The 25,365-nt window shown below is 41.0% G+C and carries 21 protein-coding genes and 1 riboswitch; of the genes, 9 read left to right on the forward strand and 12 right to left on the reverse strand.

Annotation, left to right across the window (positions count from 1 at the left end; all coding sequences use genetic code 11):
* The first annotated feature begins 447 nt into the window (after positions 1 to 447).
* The gene (locus E0409_RS01820) at positions 448 to 684 is read left to right on the forward strand and encodes a VF530 family protein (RefSeq protein WP_131287023.1); all 237 of its coding nucleotides are present in this window, start codon (positions 448 to 450) and stop codon (positions 682 to 684) included.
* Between the two features lie 582 nt (positions 685 to 1,266).
* On the opposite strand, the gene E0409_RS01825 is transcribed toward E0409_RS01820, so the two are convergent.
* A complete protein-coding gene (locus tag E0409_RS01825; protein ID WP_067723482.1) occupies positions 1,267 to 1,482 on the reverse strand; it encodes a cold-shock protein in 216 nt (71 codons plus the stop codon).
* A gap of 377 nt (positions 1,483 to 1,859) precedes the next feature.
* Between E0409_RS01825 and E0409_RS01830 the strand changes: the two genes are divergently transcribed.
* From E0409_RS01830 to E0409_RS01850, 5 genes are all read left to right on the forward strand, one after another.
* Positions 1,860 to 2,804 carry an ABC transporter permease gene (locus E0409_RS01830; RefSeq protein WP_131287025.1) on the forward strand — a complete coding sequence of 315 codons (945 nt, stop codon included), beginning with the start codon at positions 1,860 to 1,862 and terminating at the stop codon, positions 2,802 to 2,804.
* Complete coding sequence (locus E0409_RS01835) at positions 2,804 to 3,697, forward strand: ABC transporter ATP-binding protein (RefSeq protein WP_131287027.1); 894 nt, start codon at positions 2,804 to 2,806, stop codon at positions 3,695 to 3,697. Before E0409_RS01830 ends, E0409_RS01835 begins: the two co-directional genes overlap by 1 nt.
* Positions 3,698 to 3,768: 71 nt before the next feature.
* Positions 3,769 to 4,776 carry an isopenicillin N synthase family dioxygenase gene (locus tag E0409_RS01840; RefSeq protein WP_131287029.1) on the forward strand — a complete coding sequence of 336 codons (1,008 nt, stop codon included), beginning with the start codon at positions 3,769 to 3,771 and terminating at the stop codon, positions 4,774 to 4,776.
* Positions 4,773 to 5,660, forward strand: coding sequence for a hypothetical protein (locus E0409_RS01845; protein WP_131287031.1), 888 nt, complete (start codon positions 4,773 to 4,775; stop codon positions 5,658 to 5,660). The genes E0409_RS01840 and E0409_RS01845 overlap by 4 nt, the downstream gene beginning before the upstream one ends.
* Positions 5,661 to 5,667: 7 nt before the next feature.
* Positions 5,668 to 5,997, forward strand: coding sequence for a DMT family transporter (locus E0409_RS01850; protein ID WP_131287033.1), 330 nt, complete (start codon positions 5,668 to 5,670; stop codon positions 5,995 to 5,997).
* Positions 5,998 to 6,109: 112 nt separating this feature from the next.
* On the opposite strand, the gene E0409_RS01855 is transcribed toward E0409_RS01850, so the two are convergent.
* The 3 genes from E0409_RS01855 to E0409_RS01865 are packed head-to-tail and all read right to left on the reverse strand — an operon-like array spanning position 6,110 to position 9,393.
* The gene (locus E0409_RS01855) at positions 6,110 to 7,132 is read right to left on the reverse strand and encodes an ABC transporter substrate-binding protein (protein WP_131287035.1); all 1,023 of its coding nucleotides are present in this window, start codon (positions 7,130 to 7,132) and stop codon (positions 6,110 to 6,112) included.
* Entirely contained in the window at positions 7,129 to 8,940 is a 1,812-nt protein-coding gene (gene atzF, locus E0409_RS01860) for an allophanate hydrolase (protein WP_131287037.1), read from the reverse strand. The genes E0409_RS01855 and atzF overlap by 4 nt, the downstream gene beginning before the upstream one ends.
* A 12-nt stretch (positions 8,941 to 8,952) precedes the next feature.
* Positions 8,953 to 9,393, reverse strand: a complete 441-nt coding sequence (locus E0409_RS01865; protein ID WP_067723498.1) for a CopG family ribbon-helix-helix protein — start codon at positions 9,391 to 9,393, stop codon at positions 8,953 to 8,955.
* 741 nt (positions 9,394 to 10,134) lie between these two features.
* On the opposite strand from E0409_RS01865, the gene E0409_RS01870 reads away from it, so the two are divergent.
* Positions 10,135 to 11,985 carry an AAA family ATPase gene (locus E0409_RS01870; protein WP_131287039.1) on the forward strand — a complete coding sequence of 617 codons (1,851 nt, stop codon included), beginning with the start codon at positions 10,135 to 10,137 and terminating at the stop codon, positions 11,983 to 11,985.
* A 38-nt stretch (positions 11,986 to 12,023) separates the two neighbouring features.
* Here E0409_RS01870 and uca read toward each other — a convergent pair whose 3' ends face one another.
* Genes uca through E0409_RS01885 form a run of 3 tightly spaced genes read right to left on the reverse strand, consistent with a single transcriptional unit; the run spans position 12,024 to position 17,031 of the window.
* Positions 12,024 to 15,629, reverse strand: a complete 3,606-nt coding sequence (gene uca / locus E0409_RS01875) for an urea carboxylase (protein ID WP_131287041.1) — start codon at positions 15,627 to 15,629, stop codon at positions 12,024 to 12,026.
* A 2-nt stretch (positions 15,630 to 15,631) separates the two neighbouring features.
* On the reverse strand, positions 15,632 to 16,282 hold the full coding sequence (locus E0409_RS01880) for an urea amidolyase associated protein UAAP2 (RefSeq protein WP_131287043.1): 651 nt from the start codon (positions 16,280 to 16,282) through the stop codon (positions 15,632 to 15,634).
* Positions 16,283 to 16,293: 11 nt separating this feature from the next.
* Positions 16,294 to 17,031 carry an urea amidolyase associated protein UAAP1 gene (locus E0409_RS01885; protein ID WP_131287316.1) on the reverse strand — a complete coding sequence of 246 codons (738 nt, stop codon included), beginning with the start codon at positions 17,029 to 17,031 and terminating at the stop codon, positions 16,294 to 16,296.
* A gap of 28 nt (positions 17,032 to 17,059) precedes the next feature.
* A riboswitch (guanidine-I (ykkC/yxkD leader) is annotated at positions 17,060 to 17,178 on the reverse strand.
* Between the two features lie 315 nt (positions 17,179 to 17,493).
* Here E0409_RS01885 and E0409_RS01890 point away from each other — a divergent pair.
* Positions 17,494 to 17,883, forward strand: coding sequence for a hypothetical protein (locus tag E0409_RS01890; RefSeq protein ID WP_131287045.1), 390 nt, complete (start codon positions 17,494 to 17,496; stop codon positions 17,881 to 17,883).
* Positions 17,884 to 18,184: 301 nt separating this feature from the next.
* On the forward strand, positions 18,185 to 18,643 hold the full coding sequence (locus E0409_RS01895) for a universal stress protein (protein ID WP_131287047.1): 459 nt from the start codon (positions 18,185 to 18,187) through the stop codon (positions 18,641 to 18,643).
* Positions 18,644 to 18,798: 155 nt separating this feature from the next.
* On the opposite strand, the gene E0409_RS01900 is transcribed toward E0409_RS01895, so the two are convergent.
* The 5 genes from E0409_RS01900 to E0409_RS01920 all read right to left on the reverse strand — a co-directional run bounded on the left by E0409_RS01900 (position 18,799) and on the right by E0409_RS01920 (position 25,131).
* Complete coding sequence (locus E0409_RS01900; protein ID WP_131287049.1) at positions 18,799 to 20,172, reverse strand: amidohydrolase family protein; 1,374 nt, start codon at positions 20,170 to 20,172, stop codon at positions 18,799 to 18,801.
* 43 nt (positions 20,173 to 20,215) lie between these two features.
* A complete protein-coding gene (locus E0409_RS01905) occupies positions 20,216 to 21,136 on the reverse strand; it encodes an ABC transporter permease (RefSeq protein WP_131287051.1) in 921 nt (306 codons plus the stop codon).
* Positions 21,137 to 21,169: 33 nt separating this feature from the next.
* A complete protein-coding gene (locus tag E0409_RS01910; protein WP_131287053.1) occupies positions 21,170 to 22,267 on the reverse strand; it encodes an ABC transporter permease in 1,098 nt (365 codons plus the stop codon).
* 41 nt (positions 22,268 to 22,308) lie between these two features.
* Positions 22,309 to 23,910, reverse strand: coding sequence for an ABC transporter ATP-binding protein (locus tag E0409_RS01915; RefSeq protein WP_131287055.1), 1,602 nt, complete (start codon positions 23,908 to 23,910; stop codon positions 22,309 to 22,311).
* Positions 23,911 to 24,030: 120 nt separating this feature from the next.
* The gene (locus tag E0409_RS01920) at positions 24,031 to 25,131 is read right to left on the reverse strand and encodes a BMP family ABC transporter substrate-binding protein (protein WP_131287057.1); all 1,101 of its coding nucleotides are present in this window, start codon (positions 25,129 to 25,131) and stop codon (positions 24,031 to 24,033) included.
* Positions 25,132 to 25,365: the final 234 nt, after the last annotated feature.

Genomic DNA, 25,365 nt, shown 5'->3' on the forward strand with positions numbered 1-25,365 from the left:
GAGCAGCCTGGGATTGAGTTATGCGTTGATCGCAGATTTCCTGCAAGACCGACAATCGTTTAAGTTCTTTATCCGACATAGACACCAACATATCAAACCGTCCGCTTCAATAATCGCAAAAGTGCATATTCTAAAAGCGGACATTTTTACTTTGGAGAAACCGGACATTTCTATTTTGGGCTTACAATTAAATTTCGTATAATGTATATTATGTTAAATAGTGTGCAATTCAAAGAAGCCGTTTTCTTGTAGCTTTTTAATGGTAGCATATATTAAAAAGCTTTCTTTGGATTATTAATTATTTGAAATATTTTATTCATCAGCACTGTTGTAAATAGGAATATAAGCTGTAATTTTCTATGTTAATTACGTTTAAATTCCAACCCTCTCATTTTCTAACTAGCTTCAGGTTATAATAATGGCCTCCCGAAATATGGTTGATCTATTATGAACACCTCCAATGACCCTTTACACGGCAAAAAACTTGCTGAAATTTTGGATGAATTATTGGATTACTACGGTGGCTTTGAAGGCTTAAATCGTAAAATTGAAATTAGATGTTTTTGCATAGATCCAAGTGTTAAATCATCATTGCGATTCTTACGTACCACACCATGGGCACGTGAAAAAGTAGAAAGCTTATATTTGTATGTCTTACGCCAAAAAGCCAAACAGAAATCGTAGCTATCAAACCCTAGCCTCAGCATAATATTTTATACCAAATAGTAAACTACACTTATTGAATAGCCACCGATTTTGTAGACACCTTTTAATTGACATTGAACTATCATGGCAGCGCAAATTTTCGCCGAGCGTTTAAAAGATGGTTCAATATAAAGATGGTTCAATATGTTGCCAAGTGAGTATCGATTAAAAATTCAAAAGTAATATTTATATTTTTAGTTGAACGCATGATTCTCGCTTAGGTATATTTTGTTGTTGATTCCAGCTTAATTATAAGAACCTCAAGAGTATTGCGCAGAAAGTTGATAACCTGCGTATGGCACGCATGGCGGATTTGATTTAAAATTTTCAGATGTTTTTTTGCAATCAGATGTCATCGTGATCAAACGATATTGATATCTTTGAATTGAGCGAAGGTACTTAAAAATGACAGCTTCACTGCCCTGTCGAACAAGTTGAATTACATTGTATATAGACATAAAAAAAGCCGAGATTCTCGGCTTTTTTAGCATACAAAATAAGAAAAATAATTCGTAATTTACATCACATTTAATTTATCTAATTTTTGTATTTTAATATCTTTTAGATAGCAACGATATTTACTGCATTTGGGCCTTTTTGACCTTGTGCAACGCTGAATTCTACTTGCTGACCTTCCATCAAGGTTTTAAAACCTGAACTAGCGATTTCACTGAAATGGGCAAAAACATCTGGACCGTTTTCTTGTTGAATAAAACCAAAACCTTTAGTTTCATTGAACCACTTAACGGTACCTTTAACAACATTTGAGTTAGACATAATAAATCCTACTGATTTTTAATAATTTTTAGCCAATTTGTTGACTATTCATAACTTGAAAATAATAAAGAATGGAACTTAAAATCTGAAAAAACGAAGGATTATGACTAAAACTGCGATACTTAAAGAAGATTTACCGAAACAAGACTTTTTTTCTAGTTGAGTTAATAATACATGAATTAAAAGAATATTCAAGTTTTTTTATATTTATTATTTATTTTGATGATAAATAAGAGATTAAATTTGATGACAGCGAATCTTCCCTACTGAATCAAAAAATAAATTAAAATAGCCCATCAATTTAAGCATTATTCTGGCATTTATTTTGCTTAGAAATATTACGGTTTATAAAAATAGTAATATTGGGGCAAATATAGATGAGTTATGTTGCAAAAGAACTCAGTCAAAGGAACACGTTATTACTCGGCTTGTCTTCTTTTCTGATACCGATTTTGATTTGGTGTGCGGTCAGCTATTTACCTTTTATTTGGCATCCACAAGTACAGATTACCCATTCAGGTAGCGTGACATATTTACAAGTTGATAGTCGTGTCAATAAAAATACTTTCTATAGTGAAGCGCAAAATGCAGTGAATGCCGGATTAGCCCCACCACAAGGCAAATTGGTCAACCCGATTTATTTACCTGCACCGCATGAAGTTGCAAAAGCTTTGGTGACGACCTTTATCACTGCGCCTGTTCAACCGGATGCGCCATGGTTCCATCAAAGTCTGTGGCACAGTATTAAAATTGTCTTTACTGCTTTTTTCATTGCCTCACTGATTGGTATTCCTTTAGGTATTTTATGTGGTTTTTCAGCACGTATTTCGCAGCTGACCGAACCCTTTGTTGAATTTTTCCGTTATTTGCCTGCACCTGCCTTTGGTGCATTGGCGGTTGCCATTTTAGGGATCAACGATGCACCAAAAATTGCCATCATTGTGATTGGGACTTTATTTCAACAAATTCTGATTATTGCCAATACCACACGTATGGTCGATCGCGGCCTGATTGAAGCGGGCTACACCCTCGGCACCAATAAACTGAAAAGCTTATTTTATGTCGTTATTCCGGCAGCGATGCCCGATATCTACCGTGATTTACGGGTACTTTTAGGTTGGGCTTGGACTTATCTGATTGTGTCTGAGCTGATTGGTACGACTTCAGGGATTACCTGGTTTATTACTCAACAAGCGCGTTATCAAAATTTCGACAATGTCTATGCGGCGATTTTGATTATTGGCGTGATTGGGCTGTTATGCGATGTGATTCTAATGAAACTGGGTCAACGCATGTTTAAGTGGAAAGTGAGAGCAAAATAATGACAACAGAATTAAAACCAGAACAATTTGATGCACAGCAGTATTTTGAGCGTATTTATACCCGCCCTGTTATTTTAGAAGCAAACAAACTCAGCCAAGTGTTTGGCACGGGTAAAGCACGGCGTACCGTTTTAAATCAGTTGGATTTAAAAATTCATAAGCGCGAATTTATTTGTGTGATTGGGCCATCGGGCTGTGGTAAATCGACGTTTAGTCGTGTGGTGGCTGGACTTGATGACTACACCAGCGGAGAGCTTTTAGTCGATGGTCAGCCGATTCATGGCCCAAGTCCAGAGCGCGGTATGGTCTTTCAAGGCTACACTCTATTTCCATGGAAAACGGTTAAAGAAAATGTAATGTTTGGCCCAAAAATGAAAGGTCAAAGTCATGCAACAGCTGAAGCTCATGCGCGTGAATGGATCAACATTATTGGCTTAGAAAAATATGAAAACCATTATCCGAATGAGCTTTCGGGCGGGATGAAACAACGTGTTGCCATTGCCCGCGCATTGGTTAATGAACCCAAGATTTTACTGATGGATGAACCTTTTGGTGCGTTAGATCCACATACACGGCAGAAGATGCAGCGACACTTGATGGACTTATGGCAAAACATCGACATCACTATTATTTTTGTCACCCATGATATGGACGAAGCGATTTTACTGGCCGATCGGATTGTGGCGTTAAAGGCCAATCCGGGTGAAATTAAAGAAATTATTGAAGTCGATTTACCACGTCCGCGTTCGCCGGAGCTGTTACTCACCCCAGAATTTAAACGCTTACGTGAACGGGTCGATTTCCTGGTTCATGCACAAGAAGACGAACTTGATCCTGCACTGGAAGATTTACCGGCTATTCCACGCATGACCAAAGTCAGCACGACAAAATAAATCTTAAGGCCTGTGGGACGACCCAGAGGTTTTCAAGCTGTGTTGGACGACCAACAATTGAGGTGATTGCGATGCAAACGCACTATGTACTCCCCCTTGTTGATATCTCAAAACTGCAAAGCTCTGCATTGTCAGATCGACTTGAGGTCGCGGCGGCTTTGGATAAGGCCTGTAAAGACACTGGTTTTTTATATTTAACCGGTGAACAGTTTAATTTTGAACATGTTCAAGATTTAATTCAGGTCACTAAAGCCTATTTTGAGCACGATCTTGAACTTAAAATGCAGCGTTATATTGGCTTATCGAAAAATCATAGTGGTTATGTACCGATTGGAGAGGAACAGTTCTCTGGCCAGAGTTATGATTTAAAGGAAGCCTACGACGTCAATTATGATTATCAATGTGCAAAAAGCGACTGTCCATTACTCGGGCCTACGCTTTGGCCAGAGGATGCCCAATTTAAGCGCATCGTGAGTCAGTACTACCAACATTTACGTGCTATTAGCCAACAGATTTTCCGCAGTTTTGCTTTGGCACTGGGGGTAAATGAAGATTTCTTTGATGCCAAAATCACTGATGCACCGAGCCAGTTGCGTTTGATTCATTATCCCTACAATCCTGAGGTCAAGGATGCCGCAGGGATTGGTGCGCATACCGATTATGAGTGCTTTACCTTACTTTTGCCGACGGCGCCAGGTTTACAGGTATTAAATAAACAAGGCGAATGGGTTGATATTCCGCTCATTGAAAATACCTGGGTGATGAATATTGGCGACATGATGGAAATTTTGTCCAATGGTAAATATCTTGCCACCAAACATCGCGTTAAAAAAGTCTGCGAAGAGCGTTACTCCTTCCCGCTGTTTTGTGCCTGCAATTACGACACCGTGATTGAGCCTATTGTGGGAACAGATGCACCTCGATATTCAGCGTTGATTGGCGGTGAACATTTATTTAATCAAACGGCGCAAACCTTTCAATATTTAAAACAACGGATCGCCTCGGGTGAACTGGTATTAAAAAATGCGGTGCCACTGTCTTCATTCGGTTTAAATGAAATACAGAAGGAAACAACATGAACCTGTTTGAAATTCTCCAAAAAATACCAGAGAGCCAAACGACTGATGGCCCGATTCCCTGTTACTTATATGGTGCATTCAGACGTAAAAGTATTAGTTTTTTTAATGGACTGACCGATGAAAATACCATTGTATATTGGTTTCAATCACGCAGTTTTAGCATCGATTTACGTTTAAAACATCGCACCGAAACACCTACCCATGAACGTCAAGGCTGGATTGGCAACACGCTTTGGGATGAGGAACAAGCACTACTTTCATGGCAGGTCACTGACGCTTCAAATTATCAAAATCATGTGCAATGGCCAGAACCCGCAAAACTTCATGCCATTGGAAACTGTATTTTAGAGTTTTCACCGAGCAATGTGTATGTTGAAGACTGGCGTCAGCAAGTCCATTCAGGTCTGTATTTAGGCTTAAGATTAAAAACGGCTGTGGATGTTAAAACAGGTCTACAGCTCAAAATGGATGGTGGCTTGATTATCTGCGATCAACACGTGGCCTATACGCTGACGCGTTTGCCAGAAATACAAAACATCGTGAGTCATTTGGATCTCACAGCAGATGGTCTAGACCCCCATAATATTGAACATATTGAAAGCTTTGAAGTGTCCATAGGCACTGATGGTCACACGAAATCTTATTCCACATCATCTGGGCAAAGCGATCAGCCATTTAATTTTGACTGTTTTGAAATCATCGATGATTCAAGCTTAAAGCAACGTATCTGGTTAAACGAGCGTCAAATTGATTTGATTTTTGATATCGATATCTATCAGTCAAATTACCTGTTTCAAAAGCAGACGCTCACCACACCAGACAGTGAACATTGGTTAAAGTCTGAAGAAAGTCACCTCTTGCATCACGCTAAATTAACCCTGTAGGTGGCCTATGTCTTTTATTTATCTATCTATTGCGATTATTGCGGAAGTCATTGCAACTTCTGCATTAAAAGCATCGAATGGATTTAGCATTTTCTGGCCGGCTATCGCCACGATTATTGGCTATGCCATCGCCTTGTTTTTCCTGTCATTAACCATGAAAACCATTCCAATCGGCATTGCTTATGCCATTTGGTCCGGAGCTGGCATTATTTTAATCTCGACAGTGGGTTTATTTGTTTATAAGCAACAACTTGATATTCCTGCTTTCATTGGTTTGGCTTTTATGATTGTGGGCATTATCATTATTAATGTCTTTTCGAAAAGTACAGAACTCTAAGCTTTATATGAAAATGATAAAAAATCCCCGATCTGGGGATTTTTTTAGGTCGATCACTTAAAGATTACAGTATCCAAAATCATGATTTGGGATACTGAATTTCATGCCATGCTTATTTCAGTTCTTCCACCAAAGTGGGCACAATCACGCTGTCGACATTCATTTCCGTGGTGTAAATACCATTGCTGACGTTAAATTTATTGACGTGATAACTTGAACCATAAATTGAATCAAATCCTGTTCCCTTGGTGAATACTTTTTTGTTTGCTTCTAGATCGAGCAAGTGCGTGCCATTAATAAACTGTTCATAGACTTTTGCATCTACACCGACCCGTTTAGACATAATTGCCGCCGCATCCGCACGCGTTGCAGGGTCGTTAATGTATTTAACGGTTTTATCCCATACCTGGATAATTTTTTTCCATTGCTCTTTATTGGCTTCTAAATGCGAAGGATTGACCGTTAAGGTATCGTAGATTAGCCCCGGTTTGTCTTTAGAAGTAAAAATAATTTTTGAACCAGCAACCGCGGATAAAGCCTGATTCGCCACCGGCTGCCAAACCGCAATCGCATCAATATCTCCTGTGGCAAAGACCTGAGGCAATTCATTGGTCATGGTATTGACCAGTTTCACATCCTTTAAGCTAATTTTTGCATCATCTAAAGCGGTCGATAATAACAAGTGATCAACCAAGCCTTTTTCAGTGGCAATGGTTTTGCCTTTTAAGTCATTGATGGAGTTAATGCCGTTTTTCGCAATGATGACATCATTTCCCGCAGAATAATCCGTTGCCATGATCATCACGCCTTTGGTACCGCCAGAACCTGTGACCAGGTTATCTCCATTGGTGACCATGACTGCATCCAATTGATTCGCTGCAAAAGCAGAAAGTGATGCAGAGTAATCAAACCATTTGAAGTCTGCATTGACCCCCGCCTCCTTCAACCAGCCCTTTTCAATCGCCACTTGCCAAGCCACCCAACCCGGCCAGTCGCTATAGCCGATGGTAATTGGTTTGCTATTTACACTGCCTTCAGCATTGGCTTTAGGTTCAGGAATCTTTGCTGTGTTGTCACAGCCGGAAAAAAATAGCGTGCTGAGCACGGCAATTGAAATGAAAGACTTTTTGATCATTGTGATACTTCCCCTATACAAGTACATTTAAATTTTGTGTTAGTCGTTTTGATCGATTGAATATAGTCACGCCATCCGCCGAAATGACTGATATCCGTTGCATCCGCCAAAGCATAGCCTTCGCAGATAAAACCTTCCACCCAAGTCCCATCAGCCAGTTGCACATTCCCAATACCGAGTGGTGCAGGCACTTCCGCTACAATCTGTCCAAATAAGGCAAACGGGATATCCCAGACTTCAACTTCAATGGCTTGTCCGCCCTTTTCAGTGCATTGCAAGCCTGGTTTAGGCGGTGTGGTATTTTTCAGTGCATACAGTTTGTAGTTCGATGCCGTTTTGGTTTTCTGTAATAAAGTTCCACCGCGGGTGCTGAGCTGAAAATTCAGTGGCATCCCTGTAAGATGTGCACCGACGACTGCCAGTTTGACTGAATGTTGAGAAGCTATATTTTGCGTTTTTTCATAGTGCAGATTTGATGTGCCCAAGGGTAGATCTGCTGCGTGTTGCCATATTTGCCCAAAATGTGCCAAGGCCTGATCCATCCATGCCTGCGCAATAAAAGTGACACCGCTGGGTAAGCCATCAGCCCGAATAGTATTCGACAAGGCTAATGCCGAAAGATCTGCAAAATTCACGAAATTGGTATACGCCCCCATGTGAGTGTTTTTCACGATAGGATCCGCTTCTACATCGCTAATGGTATAAATCGTGGGTGCAGTTGGAACCATTAAGGCATCATAAGACTGTAATGCTAAATTAATTTGGCGCGCCAATTGCGCACGTTCATATTCAGCATTCATGCTATCTACAGCAGTAAATTGATCTGCCTGAGCAATGATTTGGGCGATAACAGGATGTACCTGTTCACGTGGCACCATTTTTTCTACGGCACTGGTACGCTCAGCTACCCAAGCTTTGTTATATAGTGCGGATGCCAGCTGGTTAAAAATACTAAAATCAATCGTTTCAACTGCATAACCCAGTGATTGGGCACGCTTTACAGCCAGTTCAAAGGCTTTTTGGCTTTCGGCATCGCCATAAAATTCCAGTTGTGCCGGAATGGCAATTTTGCCTTTAGAGAATTGTGTTGGCACATTGGTTGGATGCGGACGTGAATATTCATCCGTTTCGTCATAGCCTTGCATGACTTGAGCAACTTGCCATGCATCATCGACAGTTAAGGCAAAAATTGAAATCACATCAATGGTACGGCAAGCAGGAATTAAACCTGTCGTAGAAAACCAGCCTTTGGTGGGTTTTAAACCGACAATATTATTGTGTCCTGCCGGAACACGACCAGAACCTGCAGTGTCTGTGCCTAAAGAAAATGGTACCTGACCATTTGCCACGGCAACCGATGAACCTGAGCTTGATCCACCACTGATATATTCCGGATTAAAGCTATTTTTGACTGCACCAAAAGGTGAGCGTACACCGACTAAACCCGTGGCAAATTGATCGAGATTGGTTTTACCGACCACAATTGCCCCTGCTGCTTTGAGTTTTGACACGACAGTTGCATCCGCTGTTGCCAAATAAGCCGCTTCTTTACATGCCGCAGTAGTATGAAAGCCTGCAACATCAATATTATCTTTGACTGCAAATGGAATACCGTAGAGGGGTAAATCTTGTGCAGATTGATCTTTTAAGGCATCGATTTGTGCCTGAATATGCGCGGCTGAGGCAATTTCAATCCAGGCATGATCATCGTTATTGAATGTTTTGACGTACTGAATTAAATCGCTAAGCTGAATCTTTTGCGTTAAATACGCCATTTTCCAATCTTGAATGGTCCATAACTTTGACATAGTCAGTCTTCCTTATTTTTCATCATTTTGTGGAATGGGCGGCATCACGGCATCCATCATCTCCAAATGCCCTTTGATGACTCCTTTTAAAGCAATAAATTGTTGGCTGATGTGCTGTAGTTCATCACTAACACCCTGCATCAACATCACTTGTAAAATTTTTTCGTCATCCAGCTGAATATGCAGCGAACTAATGACTTGAGATAAAAACTGTTGTTGCAGGTCAATCAGTTGTGTACGCAAGGGTTTTAGGCTAACGTCATAAAGTAAAGTCAACGTGCCGACCATCACCGCGTTATGTTCAATATGATCGGCAATTAAATGTTTATTGATCATGTCAACAATGGCTTGCGAACGACTTTCATAGTGCTGCTCTACAATTTTTTGATCGAGGGCATTCAGTGTTTGTTCAGGCACAGTAATACTGATACGTGCCAGTTTTTGTTTTGGCACAGTGTTATCCTCGCGAGTGATCCTGTTTCACGTATAAACCGGCACGTGCAGTTAAAAGTTCAATTAAAAATTTCTTCCATGGATGCAGTACTTTTTTCTGTTTGGCAGCGTTCATGTACATCTCCTTTTTTGGTATTACCAAAATTTTGTTTTGTATTACTCAAGGAAATGCAGAAAGCGTGCCAGTTTTGGCTTTTATTATTTGGATCACAAACTCGGATAAAATGGCAAAAAAAAAAGCCCCACTACGCTGAGATGAGGCTTGCTTGGAATTAAGCTGAGTTGATTAATTCACCGGCTTATTTCATATTATTGCTCATGTACTGTAATTTTTTTTATACATGATGGGTTGACCGATGATTGTAGTTGAGTGATCAAGTGGATTGCTCTCCTCTGTTTATGTGGTATATAAATAAAAGCAGAAAGCGTGCCAAAATTTAAAATTAATTGAATTAAGTCGAAATGGCATATAAAAAGCCCCACCGAAGCCTAGTGAGACAATACGGGGGTGATTTACCCACTTCAAATATGCTTAAAAAATGTACCACAATGCACCATTGGGGTTCACTAGTGCATCAAAGCGTGGCTGTGACAACAAAGTTGAAGCGACTCAAACGAATGTGATTGATACAAATACTTAAATATTAGATAGGATTAATGACCACGAATGTGGTCTTTTTTTATGCTATAAATTTAATTACAAATAAAACACTTATTTAAATAATTATATTGGGGGTCATAATGAAACTAGTATCTGTCAATTTGGAAAATTTTAGGGGTTATCGGGGAAACAACCTGATTAATATTGATTCTGATTTAACGGGCATTATTGGCAAAAATGATGCAGGAAAATCAACAGTGTTAGAAGCGTTAGATATCTTTTTCGAGAATTCAAACATTGATAAGTCTGATAAATGTGTGCATGCGTCAGATGATGAACTAGTTTCAATAACATGTACTTTTAGTGATTTTCCTGAATCACTTAGCTTAGATGAAAGCTCTCAAACAACTTTGTTAAATGAATATCTACTTAATCAAAACTCTTTACTTGAAATTAAAAAAACGTTCCGTATAACTCAAAAGATAAGTACAGATTTGAGTATTATTGCTAATTACCCTTCAAATGCGGGATTAGATAACCTAATTACTTTGAAAAATACAGAATTAAAAGCGTTATTTAAAACCAAGCAGTTGGAAATTTCGAAAGTTGATGATCAACGATCCAATACTTGTTTACGACAATTTTTATTTAAGTCAGAAAATCTTAGCTTTGCAACTAAAGAGATTCCTTTGAATAAAGAGGATGCAAGAAATATATGGGACAGCTTAAAGCTGTATTTACCTATTTTTGCATTGTTCAAGTCAGATCGGAATAGCAGCGATCAAGACAGTGAAGTACAAGACCCTATGAAACTCGCTATAAAACATGCACTTTCAGAAATAGAGCCACAGTTAAAGGCAATTCAAGAACATATAAAATCAAAAGTTGAAGATGTTGCTCAAAGAACCTTAAGTAAATTATCTGAAATGGACGCAGCTTTAGCAAAAGACCTAATTCCTGATTTTTCAAAAGATCCGAAATGGGATTCTATTTTTTCTATGTCACTTTCTTCTGAACAAGGTATTCCTGTGAATAAACGAGGAAGTGGTGTTAGAAGGTTAATTCTTCTGAATTTTTTTAGAGCTGAAGCTGAAAAGAAATTTATAGAAGCTAATGGACGTTCGATAATATACGCAATAGAAGAACCTGAGACATCCCAACATCCTAATTACCAAGAAATGCTGATAAGAGCTTTACTTGATTTAGCCATCCTTCCAAAAACTCAAATCTTAGTTACAACGCACACGCCAGCTTTAGCAGGTTTAATGCCTATTTCAAGTCTAAGATACATCACAAAAAATGAAAATAATCAGCATACGATAGAACATGCTAGTAATGATGAAATCTTAATCTCTATCAGCAATGATTTAGGTATACATCCGTTTGGGGCTATTAGTAATACTCAATGTAAAGGGTACATATTTGTAGAGGGTGTCTCTGATGTCGTGTTTCTAAAACATATTGTCGCTAAATTTGCAGAAAACTCTATTATCGCTAAAGATTATATCGAATCCTTAGATATCCAACTATTAATTAGTGGCGGTAGTGATAACCTAAAACATTGGGTGAACTATAAATTGATTGAATCACTTCAAAAACCATGGGCAGTGTTTTTTGATTCTGATAATGATGGTCAAAACTGTGATAAGTATCAAAAGAATTTATCAATCCAAGCTAAATATCCTCAAATAGTTTTTCATCTAACCAAGAAAAGAGAATGTGAAAATTATTTACATCCTAACGTAATTCTTAGAGAAACTAATAATTCTGTAATTTATGTACCTGACAATTTTTCTGATCAAAAGTTATCATTACATCCTCAGCTGTTGCCTCATATAGCAGTGAAAAAAACTAATCTTATTGAAAAATTATGGGGAAAAACCACATTTGAAGAAATTTTAGAAAGCTGTACTGATTCAGATGGAAATAATGAATTTTTAGGCTTTATTAATCGAGTCGAAGAGAGATTTGGTTTAATAAGTTCAAAATAAAAAAGACCGCCTAAGCGGTCTTTTTTATTTTGAACTCATCAAGCCACAGGCGCCAAGGTAAACAACACCTGCCCCGTTTTCACCGTTTGCCCTTTTTCAATGGTAATCGCATCCACACGCATACGTTCAGGCGCAATAATTGGAATCTCAATCTTCATTGCTTCAATCACGGCTAAGGTTGCACCTTCTTCCACAATATCCCCCGACTGACACTCAATTTTCCAAATTGAACCCGGCATATGCGATTCCACCGCACAGCCACCTTCAGGTACTTCAACACCTTCACCATCATCCACAGCATCGAGGCTTTCAGAAACATATTCTGCAAGACCTGCTTCATGCCAGCGACGACGTTCTTCATCAAAGTTGGCTTGTTGCACTTCTTTAAATGCAGAAATAGAGGCTTGGTTTTCGGTTAAGAAGTCATTGTATTCTTTGAGGTTTAAGACACCATCTTCAATACGCAGTTTTAAACGACCTGCTTTAAAGTCCTCACGCATCTGCATCAGTTCAGCTTCAGATACTTCATAAAACTTAATTTGGTCAAAGAAGCGCAGTAACCACGGCACACCTTGCTCAAAGTCAGGGTTTTTACGGTAGCGTGACCACATTTGCGAAGTACGACCGACAAACTGATAACCGCCCGGACCTTCCATACCGTAAACACACATATATGCACCGCCAATACCCACCGCATTTTCAGGTGTCCAAGTACGTGCAGGGTTATATTTGGTGGTCACCAAACGCTGACGCGGATCAAGTGGCGTTGCCACAGGTGCACCCAAGTACACATCGCCCAAGCCCATGACCAAATAACTTGCGTTATAGACCACATCTTTCACGGCTTGTTTGTCTTTTAAGCCATTAATACGACGGATAAATTCGATATTGTCCGGACACCACGGCGCATCAGGACGCACGGTTTGCATATAACGCTCAGTTGCCAGTTGGGTTTGTGAATCTTCCCAAGCCAGTGGTAAATATACGGTACGTGATGGTACTTGCATTTCTGTGACATCAGGCAGTTGTTCTTCAGCCACTTGAAGCATACGCAGTAAATCAACCTGATCGAGCTGGGTCGAATCAAAATGAATTTGTAGCGAACGAATACCCGGAGTCAGATCAATAATGCCTTGAATATTTTGATCTTTAACCCATTGCATCAGTGCATGAATACGGAAACGTAAGTTCAAATCTAAAACCAGTTCGCCGTATTCCACCAACATATAGTTATTACCCGCAGGACGATACACCACATCCGGTGTGCCATTTTGACCTTTTAAGGTATCTAAAATGGCCGATTTTAAGGTACTAATTTCAGGATAGAAAGATTCATCAAAAATGACCGCTTGTGTATCTTGAGCATTTAATTGTGCATGATATTTTTCATTGAGCAATTTCGCTTGGTAATAGCTCACAGACACAAATTTGACTTTATCACCTGCTTTAAGCTGACCTAATTTCCAAAGTTCAGAATTGATCACCACCGCAGGACAGACGAAACCACCGAGGCTTGGACCATCTGGCCCCAAGATAATTGGCATATCACCAGTGAAATCAATCGCACCAATCGCATAGGCATTGTCGTGAATATTGGATGGATGTAGACCGGCTTCACCACCGTCCTGACGTGCCCATTCAGGTTTTGGTCCAATCAAACGGATACCGGTACGGCTCGAGTTAAAGTGAATTTCAAATTCGTTGGCAAAGAAGGTATCAATGTCATTTTTGGTAAAGAAATCAGGCGCACCGTGTGGACCATACATCACCGCAATTTCCCAAGAATTGGAGAATGTCGGGATTTGATCATCACTTAATGCTTTCACTTCATCAGATATAAATGCCGTGATTGGAAGCATATCGCCAATGAGTAAATTACGCCCTGCATGACCACCAAACTGACCTAAAGTAAAGGTCGCTTGCGAGCCTAAATATTCAGGCACATTCAGACCACCTTTGATGCCGATGTAAGTACGGCAACCTGTGGAGATCTTGCCACATTTTAACACCTGACCTTTACGCACATTCACGGTTTGCCACATTGGCACAGCCACGCCATCCAAAGTTGATGGCATATCACCACCTGCAAGCACAATTTGGCTATCGCAGTGGAATTTTAAAGTCGGGCCTTGTAGCGTACATTCCAAACCTGCTGTATTCGGGGCATTGCCCAACAGTTGGTTTGCGACATTTAAAGACAGTGGATCAATCGCACCTGAGGGTGGCACACCGACATCCCAATAGCCCAAACGGCCTGTAACATCTTGCACGGCGGTTTGGATACCGGCTTGGAGTACTTCGATCTTTTGAGTTTTCCACTCAAAGGTATTTAAGAAACGAGTGGTCTGCGTACCGGCTTTAAACACCTCACCATCGATAATGTTTTGTAGATATTCAAGGTTGGTTTCGATGCCTGCAACTTGGGTTTTAGCAAGTGTGTCGGTCATAGCTTGAATGGCTGAGTTACGATCATCCGCCGTCACAATGATTTTGGCAATCATCGGATCATAGAAGGATGACACGTTTGAGCCAGTTTCTACCCATGTTTCATTACGGGCATTGGCATCAAACTCGACATGCGTTAAAAGTCCTGCACTTGGCTGGAAGTTTTTGATCGGATCTTCTGCATAGAGACGGACTTGAATTGAATGTCCTTGTGACTCAAGTTTTGATGTTGGAGCTTTCCAATCGCCACTGCCTAGAGTGACCATCCATTCGACCAAGTCCACGCCAAAGACTTGCTCGGTCACACCATGTTCTACTTGTAGACGGGTATTCACTTCCAAGAAATAGAATTCTTGTGTGTCGGTATCCATCACGAATTCAACTGTACCTGCCGAGCGGTAATTCACCGATTGCATCAATTGAATCGCGACATTTTGAATATAGGCACGTTGTCCATCATTCAGGTGTGGCGCAGGCGTTTCCTCAATCACTTTTTGGTTACGACGTTGCACCGAACAATCACGCTCTCCGAGTGCTAACACTAAGCCATTGCCATCACCAAAGATTTGCACTTCGATATGACGGGCATTTTGCACAAATTTCTCAAGGTATAAGCCTGCATCTTTAAAGTTGGCTTGTGCCAAATACGACACGGTTGCATAAGCATCTTTCAGCTCTTCAGCATTCCACACCAAGCGCATACCGATGCCACCACCGCCTGCGGTACTTTTTAGCATGACAGGATAGCCAATACGTTCCGCTTCAAGCAGTGCTTCAGCTTCATCAGCCAAGAGTTGGCTTCCCGGCAATAACGGAACATTGGCTTGAATTGCAAGCTCACGCGCCGTGTGTTTCAAACCAAAAGCTTTCATTTGCTCGGCATTGGGTCCTAAGAACACAATGCCTTGCGCTTCACATAGATTACAGAATTCCGCATTTTCAGACAGGAAGCCATAACCCGGATGAATCGCTTGTGCGCCTGTTTGTTTTGCGACTTCTAAGATTTTATCGATATTGAGATAGCTTTGGCTCGCCGGTGCATCACCAATAAATACTGCTTCATCGGCTAAAGTCACATGCAATGAATCACGATCGGCTTCTGAATAGACCGCAACAGATTGAATGCCGAGTTTTTTAAGGGTACGAATAACACGACATGCAATTGCACCACGGTTGGCGATGAGAACTTTATTAAACATTTTTATACCTCGCCTTCACGGACAATCAGTTGAATTTTTGTTGGATTATAGGCATTACATGGGTTATTCAGTTGTGGGCAGTTTGAGATCAGTACAATCAAATCCATCTCAGCTTTGATTTCGACATATTTACCTGGTGCAGAGATACCATCATCAAACTTTAAGTGACCGTCAGTTGTGACAGGCACATTCATAAAGAAGTTAATATTTGGGCCAATATGGCGCACGTTTAAGCCATGTTTTTTGGCAATCGGATGTTGTGACAGCGCAATCATGAAATTGTTACGGCAACTGTGCATTGGGTATTTATCATGCGCATAACGTACCGTGTTGCTTTCACATGAACATGCACCGCCTAAAGTGTCGTGGCGACCGCAGTTATCATCATTGATGGTGGCGATTTTATTGCCAAAGTTTGTGTATAACGTTGTGCCTTTCTCTAAATATATTTGACGATTCATCGCCAAAGTATCGGTTGCGCTATAACGCTCTTCAGGGTTATGTGCAGAGATAAATAAGGTATCTACCGCCTGATTGCCTTCTAGATCCACGATACGGAAATACTGGCCTTTTTTGACTTCACACATCCATGCTTCACCGGCAGGACAAACTTCGCTGAGTACTGATTTTTCTAGATTTACGAGTGCAGTCATGATCATTCCCCTTAAGCAATTAAAGCGTAGTAGCGGTTATTATTTTGAAACGCGCGCTGATTTTGCGGGCATGAATCACGGCAGACATCGGTCTCGCCTAAAGGCAAAGCCTTAAATAAAGATAATTGAATATCGGCAGGTGCATATTCAGTCGAATTGTCTAAGGTATGTGGCGCGCTTGATAAAAACACCAAACAATCCATTTCAAAACGTAGTTCAATTACCTGATCGGTATTATCAGACTTCACATAAGACAAGTTGCCGTTGTCATCGGGTTGAACTTTGGAAAATAGATTTAAGGTATTGCTGAGATCGGTTGTAGATAAACCAAACTTGGTCATCTCTAACAGTAAGCTGTCTTTGCCATTGCGGTACATGTCGTTGCGTGCATCTTGGAACGTTTTTGTGCCAAACTGCACTTCAATTTGCTGTCCGGTACTTGGTGCACAAAACGCATCGTTCCAGCCGTGCTTATCTTTGACAATCGAGATCATTGCTCGACCTAAGTCAGATGCCAAAATATGCCCTGTGCTTAAAAACGCCGTATGTTGCCCTTTTAAGCTGTCTGGCATGTTATAGGCTTCAAGCTTGTCTTCGCTATTCACACAAAACAGTGAAACATTGGCATTTGCGCCCAAGGATTTAAGTTGTAATACTGCGCCACGTTGAATGCGCGCAGACCAATGATGCCCTCCCGGCAAAATTTCAGTCCAGAGTATTTGATTATTATGATAGTTGCTTAAGCCCATTGCGGTTACCTCTTCGGTTGTTGGCATGACCTCCCGGGCTTTTATCCCTCCGTGTAGCTTGGGTTTGATAACCTAGCCGTGAACTCTCGGTCTCAGGCATATGTCACGTGTGGAGCGAAACATATCGGAACCCTAGATCACTTTTTTCATGTCATACATAAAGCAAAGGCTGTGCCAATTTAGTAATACTTTTTTCTGTTTTAGTCATACTATTTGGGTTCAAAAATGATACATTTAAGATAGACGATAAAATGCATGCACCATGATTGATCAATTTCTATAGCTTATAAGGCATACTTGTTTTTATATTCTTGGTTTTTAGGGGTTATTGGCAACATTTCTTATTCCTTTTGCCCTCCATCGGTTTGAACAAAATTTCGATTCGTCTGATTTTCTAATGTTGTAGTTGTGTAAATTTTGACTGTATGGTTAGATCATTAAAAAAATAATAAGGAATAAAAAATGAAATTCCATTTGCTCGTTGTTTATATGGCTTTGACTTGTAATTTTGCTCATGCAGCACAATGCTTATCAACAAGTGAATCAAAAGAATTAAATAATATTTATCAAAATTCGAGTGAATTTTATCGCCATGTCAAACTCGATTGTCAGTCTAGCAATGAAATAGTTCAAAAAAACTGTGCCTCTCCCGAACATAAAAAAATATTAGAAATATATCTTCGGACTGCAATCTATGATTATGAAAATACTCATGGAGAAACATTAACCGGTAAACCATACCAACGTGAATATCATTCTGCGTTCAAAGAAGTCACCAATAGTTTTGATAGTTGTGACGATTTAAAAAAATCTTTGAAATATTTCTTATCTACGTCTATCTGGGCGGATTGATGAGTATTTAAAGTATTTCCTAAATAATTGGGTTTACGTTCAAGCTAACAAGCAGTTTATAAATCATGATTTTATTCGTTTTTTAGTGACATGGAATAAATAGTCACTGCTGATCAGTACCGATAATCAATCGGGTGAGTTGAAATACCATCACTACGAGAACTACAGACGCTAATGCTTTTGCAATAGAAGAGTAGTAAAAGATGTATTTTTATCCTTTTTTATCACTGTACTCTAGCTATGTTAATCTTTGAGTAGATTTTGCGTAGATAACAAATCTTGAAAAAAAGAGGAACGTATCATGGGTTACCAACACATATTACTGGCTGTTGATGATTCCCCTATTGCCATTGCTGCAGCTGATCAGAGCATTATTTTAGCCAAAGCCTTAGGCAGTAAAGTCACCATAGCGAGTGTTGTCGTGATAGATCCTTTAACCAGTGTCAGTTTTTATAAAAGTGTACCTGGAATAACGGATTATTATATGGAAGCAAAAGCTCATGCTAAAAACATTTTGGCAGAGTTAGGACTGAAATTTACCAATCTAGGTATTGAGACCCATACAAAACTTCTCAGTGGTCAATCCCCAGCTGAGGCCATCTCTAAACTGGCTGATGAATTAAATGTTGATCTAATCGTCGTCGGTTCTCATGGGCGTACCGGTTTTAAAAAAGCTTTTCTCGGCAGTATGGCCCAAGAGATTTTGACCTCAAGCCATGTACCGGTACTTGTGGTAAAACACACAAAAATTTCGGGATGAACAATAAATTAGCCCACTTAATACTCTTCCTAGTTAAAAGTGGGCTAATTTTAGGCTATGGTTTTCTATAAAAATATTTTAAAAACCCCTTTATACAAAATAGATTTTACATATAGGTCATCCATTGGCTTGATTGAGCAATTTAGCTTAAAAACTCAAGATTCTTCACGCTGTAACTCATTCACCGTTTGCCCCTGCTTGGCAAACCACTGATCACGACGTTCAAACAAGCGTGGCGCCGCCTGATTGACTTGATCAATTAAAGCCTGTAAATCGGCATTTACCAAGCGACCATTTTTAACCACTATCTGTCCGGCTACCATCGTCATGACGACATCTTGACCTTGAACCGCATGGACTAAATTGGTATGCAAATTAAATAATTTTCCTTCGTCAATCAATGGCGTCATCCGCGGTGTATCCAATCTCACGGCAATCAGGTCAGCCTGCTTACCGACTTCTAATGAACCAATTTCATCTTGCATACCCAAAGCTTTAGCTCCTGTGATAGTCGCCATTTGGCAAACTGACCAGGCATTCAGTGCGGCCGCATCCAGCGAAGAAAATTTGGCAAGTAATGACGCTGTTTTCATTTCTTCAAATAGATCCAGATTATTGTTTTCTTTTTCTCCATCAGTACCCAAACCTACCGCAACACCTTGACGTAGCATTTCAACAACAGGCGCAGCACCGGAGGCCAATTTCATATTGGAAATCGGGTTATGGGCTACACCGACCGCATGTCGCTTTAAAATTTGAATTTCATTTGCATCTGCCCAGACGCAATGTGCCAACAGGGTCTTAGGCAGATCCAGCAAGCCCAGTTTTTGCAGACTCTCAATCGGGCGAATACCTGAACGGCGCAGGTTTTCCTGTACATCAAATTTGCTTTCATTACTGTGGGTATGAAAACCGGTTTGATAATCCTGACAAAGTTTCTCAATACGGCTTAATGCTGAAGCTTCAGCATAAAACAGGTGCTCTAAACCCACCCAAACCTGAATACGTCCATTCGCCTGCTGATGCCAACGGTTGATTAAAGCCTCATTACTTTTTAAGGTTTCAAAATAATTGTGATCCGGATGCTCCGCGACATAGGGTACTAGAACGGCACGAATCCCTAAGGCTTTTGCTGCCTCCGCACTACCCTCCATATAACGCCACATATCAACGATAGTGGTCGTTCCCGACAAAAGCGCCTCCGCATAACACAAATAAGAAGCAATTTTTGCATCCTCTGGTGTCAACACCCGGTGCATCGGATCAATATACTGCTGTAACCAATCCCAAACCGGTAATCCTTCTGCCGTGCCACGCAATAACCCGGAATGGCAATGGATATTGATCAAGCCCGGCATCAGGATCGTTTGTGGGTAATCCTCAATGAGCACCTCTGGATAGCATTGGGTTAACTGTGCCAATGTACCAACTGCTTTTATTTTGTCTCCATCAATCAATATCGCGCCATTTTTAATGCATTCATTCTGCGCGTTCATGGTGAGGACATAGGAGGCTGTTAAAATTTTCATGGTTTATACTCAAATCTATTCTATTTATGATGAATGGTTGCGGTTATGGCACGAAGGTTTTACCTAAAGAAGATGGCAAATTCATTTTTAACACTTTTTTATTTCGCGAAATCATGACCAGTACCACAATGGTGGCTATATAGGGCAATGCAGCAAGCAACTCATTCGGGACCTTGATTCCAAGCGCCTGGGCATGAAATTGTAAAATGGTCACGCCACCAAACAGGTAAGCGCCGAGCATTAAACGTGTGGGTTTCCACACCGCAAATACTACCAGTGCAATGGCAATCCAGCCGCGACCTGCCACCATATTTTCAATCCACATCGGGGTATATACGGTTGATAAAAATGCTCCGCCCACCCCGGCCATCAACCCGCCAAATAGCACTGCGCCATAACGAATCGCCAATACATGATAGCCCATGGCATGTGCGCTTTCCGGTGATTCTCCAACTGCTTTAAGCAATAAGCCCAGACGGGTTTTTGCCAAGACAAACCACACTAGAAAAAAACTCAAGATTGACAGATACACCACATAGTTTTGCTGGAACAAAATCGGACCCAATACTGGAATATCCGCTAATAGTGGAATATTAAAATTAGCCAGACCCGGTAAAGCCATACTGACGTAGTTCTGTCCCAAAAATGCAGAGATGCCGAGTCCAAAAATGGTTAAAGCCAAACCGCATGCGGATTGATTGGTACTTAAAGACAAGGTGAAAAAGGCAAAAATCAGGGCCATCAGCATGCCTGCCAAACCACCCATCAATAAGGCACTTAACACACTGGCATCATATTGCGCAGCAAAAGCAAAACCTGCAATTGCACCGACCAGCATCATCCCTTCTACTCCAAGATTAATCACACCAGTCCGCTGTGTGACCAATTCCCCCAGACCTGCGAAAATCAGTGGTGTTGCTGCTGCAACAGTACCTGCAAGAATTGCAGTTATTTCTAAAGCCATATCATGCTTCCTTTTGCTGTAGACAACATTGGGTTAAAGGGTAGTTGCTGTGGGCTGAGGGACCGGTGACGCCATTTTTTTGCTAAACCGGTAACGGTTTTCAATTAATGCATCGGAAGCCAGCAGGAAAAACAACAGCAGCCCCTGGAAAATACCGGTAATCGCGACCGGAAGCTGTAGCTGCATTTGTGCCATTTCACCGCCCAGATAAATCAGCGCCATAAAACAGCCTGACAGCACAATACCGATGGGGTTTAAACGCCCTAGATAGGCCACGATAATCGCTGCATAGCCATAACCTGGGGACAGGTTCGGATTCAGCTGACCAATAGGTCCAGCCACTTCACAGATTCCGGCAATACCTGCCATCATTCCGGAAATCACCAGACTCATCCAGATAGCTTTGGAGGAAGAAAAACCTGCGTATTTGGCAGCTAAAGGTGCCTGACCGCTGACTTCCAGTTTATAGGCCGTCAGACTTTTGCGCATAAAGACCCAAAACAGGACCACTGCAAAAAGAGTGATAAAGATAGAGGCATTAATACGTGTGCCTTCTACAATGAATGGCAGCGTTGCACTCTCACTAAAAACGACCGATTGAGGGAAGTTCATCCCTTCCGGATCACGCCACGGGCCATTGACTAGATACAGCAACACACATACTGCAACATAATTCATCATCAGGGTGGTCAGGGTTTCTTCGGCATTAAAATGGGTTTTCAGTAAGGCAGGAATTGCGCCCCAGAGTGCCCCACCAAGTGCGCCCATGACGATCATTAACGGGAGAATCCACCAACCGATTTGATCGTGAAATAAAATCGCAATACCACCGCCAAAAATTGCTCCGATGGTAAGCTGACCTTCAGCACCGATATTGAATAATTTGGCTCGAAATCCAACCGCCAGCCCCAAGGCAATCAGAATCAGAGGCCCGGCTTTCACTGCCAGTTCACTCCAGCCATAAGATGATGTCAGCGGTTCAATAAAGAAGATGTACATGGCTTGCGCGGGATTAATCCCCAACATTAAAAACAGAATACTGCCGACAATCAGCATGGCCAGCAGCGCAATGAGCGGTGAAAGCCACTTCATGATTTGAGATGGATGTTCACGCGGTTCCAGTAAATGCATGTCGCTCTCCTCTCAACCTGTATATTTGTTTTTTGGCTATATTAAGCATGAGCTTGCTGCTCCTCTACTATGATCGCAGTGTCATGGCCTGGAATGCCTGACATCAAGACTCCAACATTTTCAGTATTGGTTTCATGGGTAGGTATCGCTAGAGATAACTCACCATTGGCCAAGACACAGAGACGATCACTGATTTCAAACAGCTCTTCTAATTCTTCTGAAATCACCAAAATAGCAACACCTTGTCGAGAGAGATCGATCAGGGTTTGCCGGATAAACATGGACGCACCTACATCAACACCCCAGGTCGGTTGAGCCAGAATCAGGAATTTCGGGTTTTGCAGAATTTCCCGGCCTACAATAAATTTTTGTAGATTTCCACCGGACAAGGAACGTGCTTCTGCCTCTGGGCCACTGGCTTTCACCCCGAATTTTTCAATACAGTGCTGGGCAAAAAGCTTACATTGTGAAAACTTGATTAATCCCCATTGCGTCAGATTCTGCCGAAATGCAGTCAGCAAGGCATTCTGGGATAGCGTCATGTTAGGGACTGCTCCTCGGCCCAGACGTTCTTCAGGTACGAAGCCCAGACCCAAGTCACGCCGTTGTCCGGGACTGAATCTGGATATATCAATTTGATCCAGAATCATCCTGCCATGTTTCAAGCTGTTTTCTCCCGACAATAAAGACAGCAATTCTGCTTGCCCATTGCCAGAAATCCCTGCAATTCCTACAATTTCACCGGCACAAATATTTAAATTGATATTTTTCAAAGACACGCCAAATGGATCATCAGACTGATAGTCCAGATTTTCGACCTGGAATAGCACCTGTTTTGCACCAGCATATTCTGGGCGTACATAGGTCGGTAAATCACGGCCAATCATTAAGCGTGCTAATTCACTAGTGCTGTTTTTTTTAGGATCGACATTTCCGGTGACACGGCCATTGCGCAAGATGGTTGCTTCATCACAGAGTTCTTTGATCTCATGTAATTTATGACTGATATATAAAATAGAAACACCTTGGGAGGCCAAAAAACGTAAGGTTTTAAACAGTTGCCGTACCGCTTGTGGCGTCAATACTGAAGTCGGTTCATCTAAAATAATTAAAGCGGGATTTTGCAAAAGGCAACGAATAATTTCGACACGTTGCCGCTCACCTACCGATAAAGAATGTACTTCGCGGCGTGGATCAATGGGTAAACCATATTGTTCTGAGACTGCAATAATTTTTTGACTTAGAGCTTTTAAAGGAATCTTTTCATCCAGTCCCAGCAAAATATTTTCCACCACGGTCAAGGTTTCAAACAAAGAAAAATGCTGATAGACCATGCCAATCCCGAGCTTTCTTGCCATCGACGGGTTATCAATATGAACTTCTTTACCGTTCCAGAGGATTTGTCCCTGATTGGCCTTGGTTGCCCCATAAATAATTTTCATCAAGGTACTTTTTCCGGCACCATTTTCACCCAGAATGGCATGAATCTGCCCAGATTGAACGGTTAAATGAATCTGGTCATTTGCTTTCAGTGAATTATAATTTTTACAGATATTAATGAGCTGTAAACGCGGTACACCTGAAGAAGAACTTACGTTCAACTCTTGCGCATGAGCAGATCTATCGTGTTGAGAGGTCATCATCAGTGCCCTATTCAATGCTGTGACAGTGCGGCATCCACCTGAATTGCGTTATGCATTCAGGTGGATGCGGAAAAGTACATCAAGATGTTTAAAGGTTTTTAATTACAAAATAGCAATGCTTTATTTAGGTAATGAACCCTCTACACCTTTCACGTAGTAATTCATTTTGCTTAATGCCGCATCATCTAGGCGCTTGCCTTTTGCCAAGACCAATGCGCCATCCTGTTTATAAAGTGGACCGGCAAATGGATGTAAGCTACCTTTCAGAATGGCATCACGTACGCTGAGTGCTTTTGCTTTAGAGGCTGCCGACACTGAAGGACCAAAGCTTTCGATATCGACTGCTTTTTGTTTCACGCCATACCACATCGCACTTGGTTTCCAGGTCTTATTGCTGACTTGAGTCATCACTGGGGTGTAGATTTTTTCCCAATGTAAAACCGATGCGGCAAGATGTGCTTTAGGGCCAAATTTGCTCATGTCGGAATCCCAGCCAAAAGCAAAGACACCTTTTTGTTCAGCCGCTTGTACCACAGCTGGAGAATCGGTATTTTGCATCAGCACATCTGCACCCTGGGCAATCAGTGCCAAGGCTGCATCACGTTCTTTCCCCGGGTTAAACCAGGAATTCACCCAAATGACTTTGGTTTTAATTTTTGGATTTACACTTTGTGCACCCAAGGTATAGGCATTGATGTTGCGTACCACTTCAGGGATCGGGAAAGAGGCCACCACACCCAATACATTATTTTTGGTTTTTTGACCTGCAACCACACCCAGCATATAAGCACCTTCATAAGTGCGTACGTCATATACCCCTAAGTTTTTACCCTGCTTATAACCGGTTGCATGCATAAATACGGTATTTGGAAATTGTTTGGATACTTTCTCCATCGCATTCATATAACCGAACGAGGTTGCAAAAATGACTTTATTACCTTGTTGTGCCAGGTTACGGATCACTCGTTCAGCATCTGCCGTTTCAGGGACATTTTCGATATAGGAAGTTTTATATTTTCCAGCAAGTGCTTTTTCAGTTTTAATACGGCCCTGGTCGTGAGAATAAGTCCAACCATGGTCACTGGTTGGGCCAATATAAACAAACGCGGCTTTATCTTGGGCATGAACATTAGCTACAGCGGCCATGCTCATCACACCGCTTGTCATTAACACCCCAACTAATTTTTTGAATCCTGTTTTGAATGCATTTTTTTCTTTCATTATGTTCTTCTCTTGGTTGTTCTATGTCGTATGACACACATCTTAAAAATGGTTTTACTCGAATGAGCTCAGTCTGTTCAATATATAAATAGCAATAAGTATTCCAACTTTTGAAAAATAATAATAAATAGCGATTGTTTAAATAAAATATTTTTTTATTCATGCAATGAAGCATTTTTATATTAAATTTATAGGGTTTTAATTTGCCTTTTTTGTATTATATAAATGATCATT

This window comes from Acinetobacter sp. ANC 4862, assembly GCF_004336635.1.
Taxonomy (GTDB): Bacteria; Pseudomonadota; Gammaproteobacteria; order Pseudomonadales; family Moraxellaceae; genus Acinetobacter.

What these genes read in the sequence shown, in the direction of transcription:
- E0409_RS01820 (WP_131287023.1), top strand. Translation starts at nt 448, where the DNA reads ATGAACACCTCCAATGACCCTTTACACGGCAAAAAACTTGCTGAAATT.
- E0409_RS01825 (WP_067723482.1), bottom strand. Translation starts at nt 1,482, where the DNA reads ATGTCTAACTCAAATGTTGTTAAAGGTACCGTTAAGTGGTTCAATGAA.
- E0409_RS01830 (WP_131287025.1), top strand. Translation starts at nt 1,860, where the DNA reads ATGAGTTATGTTGCAAAAGAACTCAGTCAAAGGAACACGTTATTACTC.
- E0409_RS01835 (WP_131287027.1), top strand. Translation starts at nt 2,804, where the DNA reads ATGACAACAGAATTAAAACCAGAACAATTTGATGCACAGCAGTATTTT.
- E0409_RS01840 (WP_131287029.1), top strand. Translation starts at nt 3,769, where the DNA reads ATGCAAACGCACTATGTACTCCCCCTTGTTGATATCTCAAAACTGCAA.
- E0409_RS01845 (WP_131287031.1), top strand. Translation starts at nt 4,773, where the DNA reads ATGAACCTGTTTGAAATTCTCCAAAAAATACCAGAGAGCCAAACGACT.
- E0409_RS01850 (WP_131287033.1), top strand. Translation starts at nt 5,668, where the DNA reads ATGTCTTTTATTTATCTATCTATTGCGATTATTGCGGAAGTCATTGCA.
- E0409_RS01855 (WP_131287035.1), bottom strand. Translation starts at nt 7,132, where the DNA reads ATGATCAAAAAGTCTTTCATTTCAATTGCCGTGCTCAGCACGCTATTT.
- atzF (WP_131287037.1), bottom strand. Translation starts at nt 8,940, where the DNA reads ATGTCAAAGTTATGGACCATTCAAGATTGGAAAATGGCGTATTTAACG.
- E0409_RS01870 (WP_131287039.1), top strand. Translation starts at nt 10,135, where the DNA reads ATGAAACTAGTATCTGTCAATTTGGAAAATTTTAGGGGTTATCGGGGA.
- uca (WP_131287041.1), bottom strand. Translation starts at nt 15,629, where the DNA reads ATGTTTAATAAAGTTCTCATCGCCAACCGTGGTGCAATTGCATGTCGT.
- E0409_RS01880 (WP_131287043.1), bottom strand. Translation starts at nt 16,282, where the DNA reads ATGACTGCACTCGTAAATCTAGAAAAATCAGTACTCAGCGAAGTTTGT.
- E0409_RS01885 (WP_131287316.1), bottom strand. Translation starts at nt 17,031, where the DNA reads ATGGGCTTAAGCAACTATCATAATAATCAAATACTCTGGACTGAAATT.
- E0409_RS01890 (WP_131287045.1), top strand. Translation starts at nt 17,494, where the DNA reads ATGAAATTCCATTTGCTCGTTGTTTATATGGCTTTGACTTGTAATTTT.
- E0409_RS01895 (WP_131287047.1), top strand. Translation starts at nt 18,185, where the DNA reads ATGGGTTACCAACACATATTACTGGCTGTTGATGATTCCCCTATTGCC.
- E0409_RS01900 (WP_131287049.1), bottom strand. Translation starts at nt 20,172, where the DNA reads ATGAAAATTTTAACAGCCTCCTATGTCCTCACCATGAACGCGCAGAAT.
- E0409_RS01905 (WP_131287051.1), bottom strand. Translation starts at nt 21,136, where the DNA reads ATGGCTTTAGAAATAACTGCAATTCTTGCAGGTACTGTTGCAGCAGCA.
- E0409_RS01910 (WP_131287053.1), bottom strand. Translation starts at nt 22,267, where the DNA reads ATGCATTTACTGGAACCGCGTGAACATCCATCTCAAATCATGAAGTGG.
- E0409_RS01915 (WP_131287055.1), bottom strand. Translation starts at nt 23,910, where the DNA reads ATGATGACCTCTCAACACGATAGATCTGCTCATGCGCAAGAGTTGAAC.
- E0409_RS01920 (WP_131287057.1), bottom strand. Translation starts at nt 25,131, where the DNA reads ATGAAAGAAAAAAATGCATTCAAAACAGGATTCAAAAAATTAGTTGGG.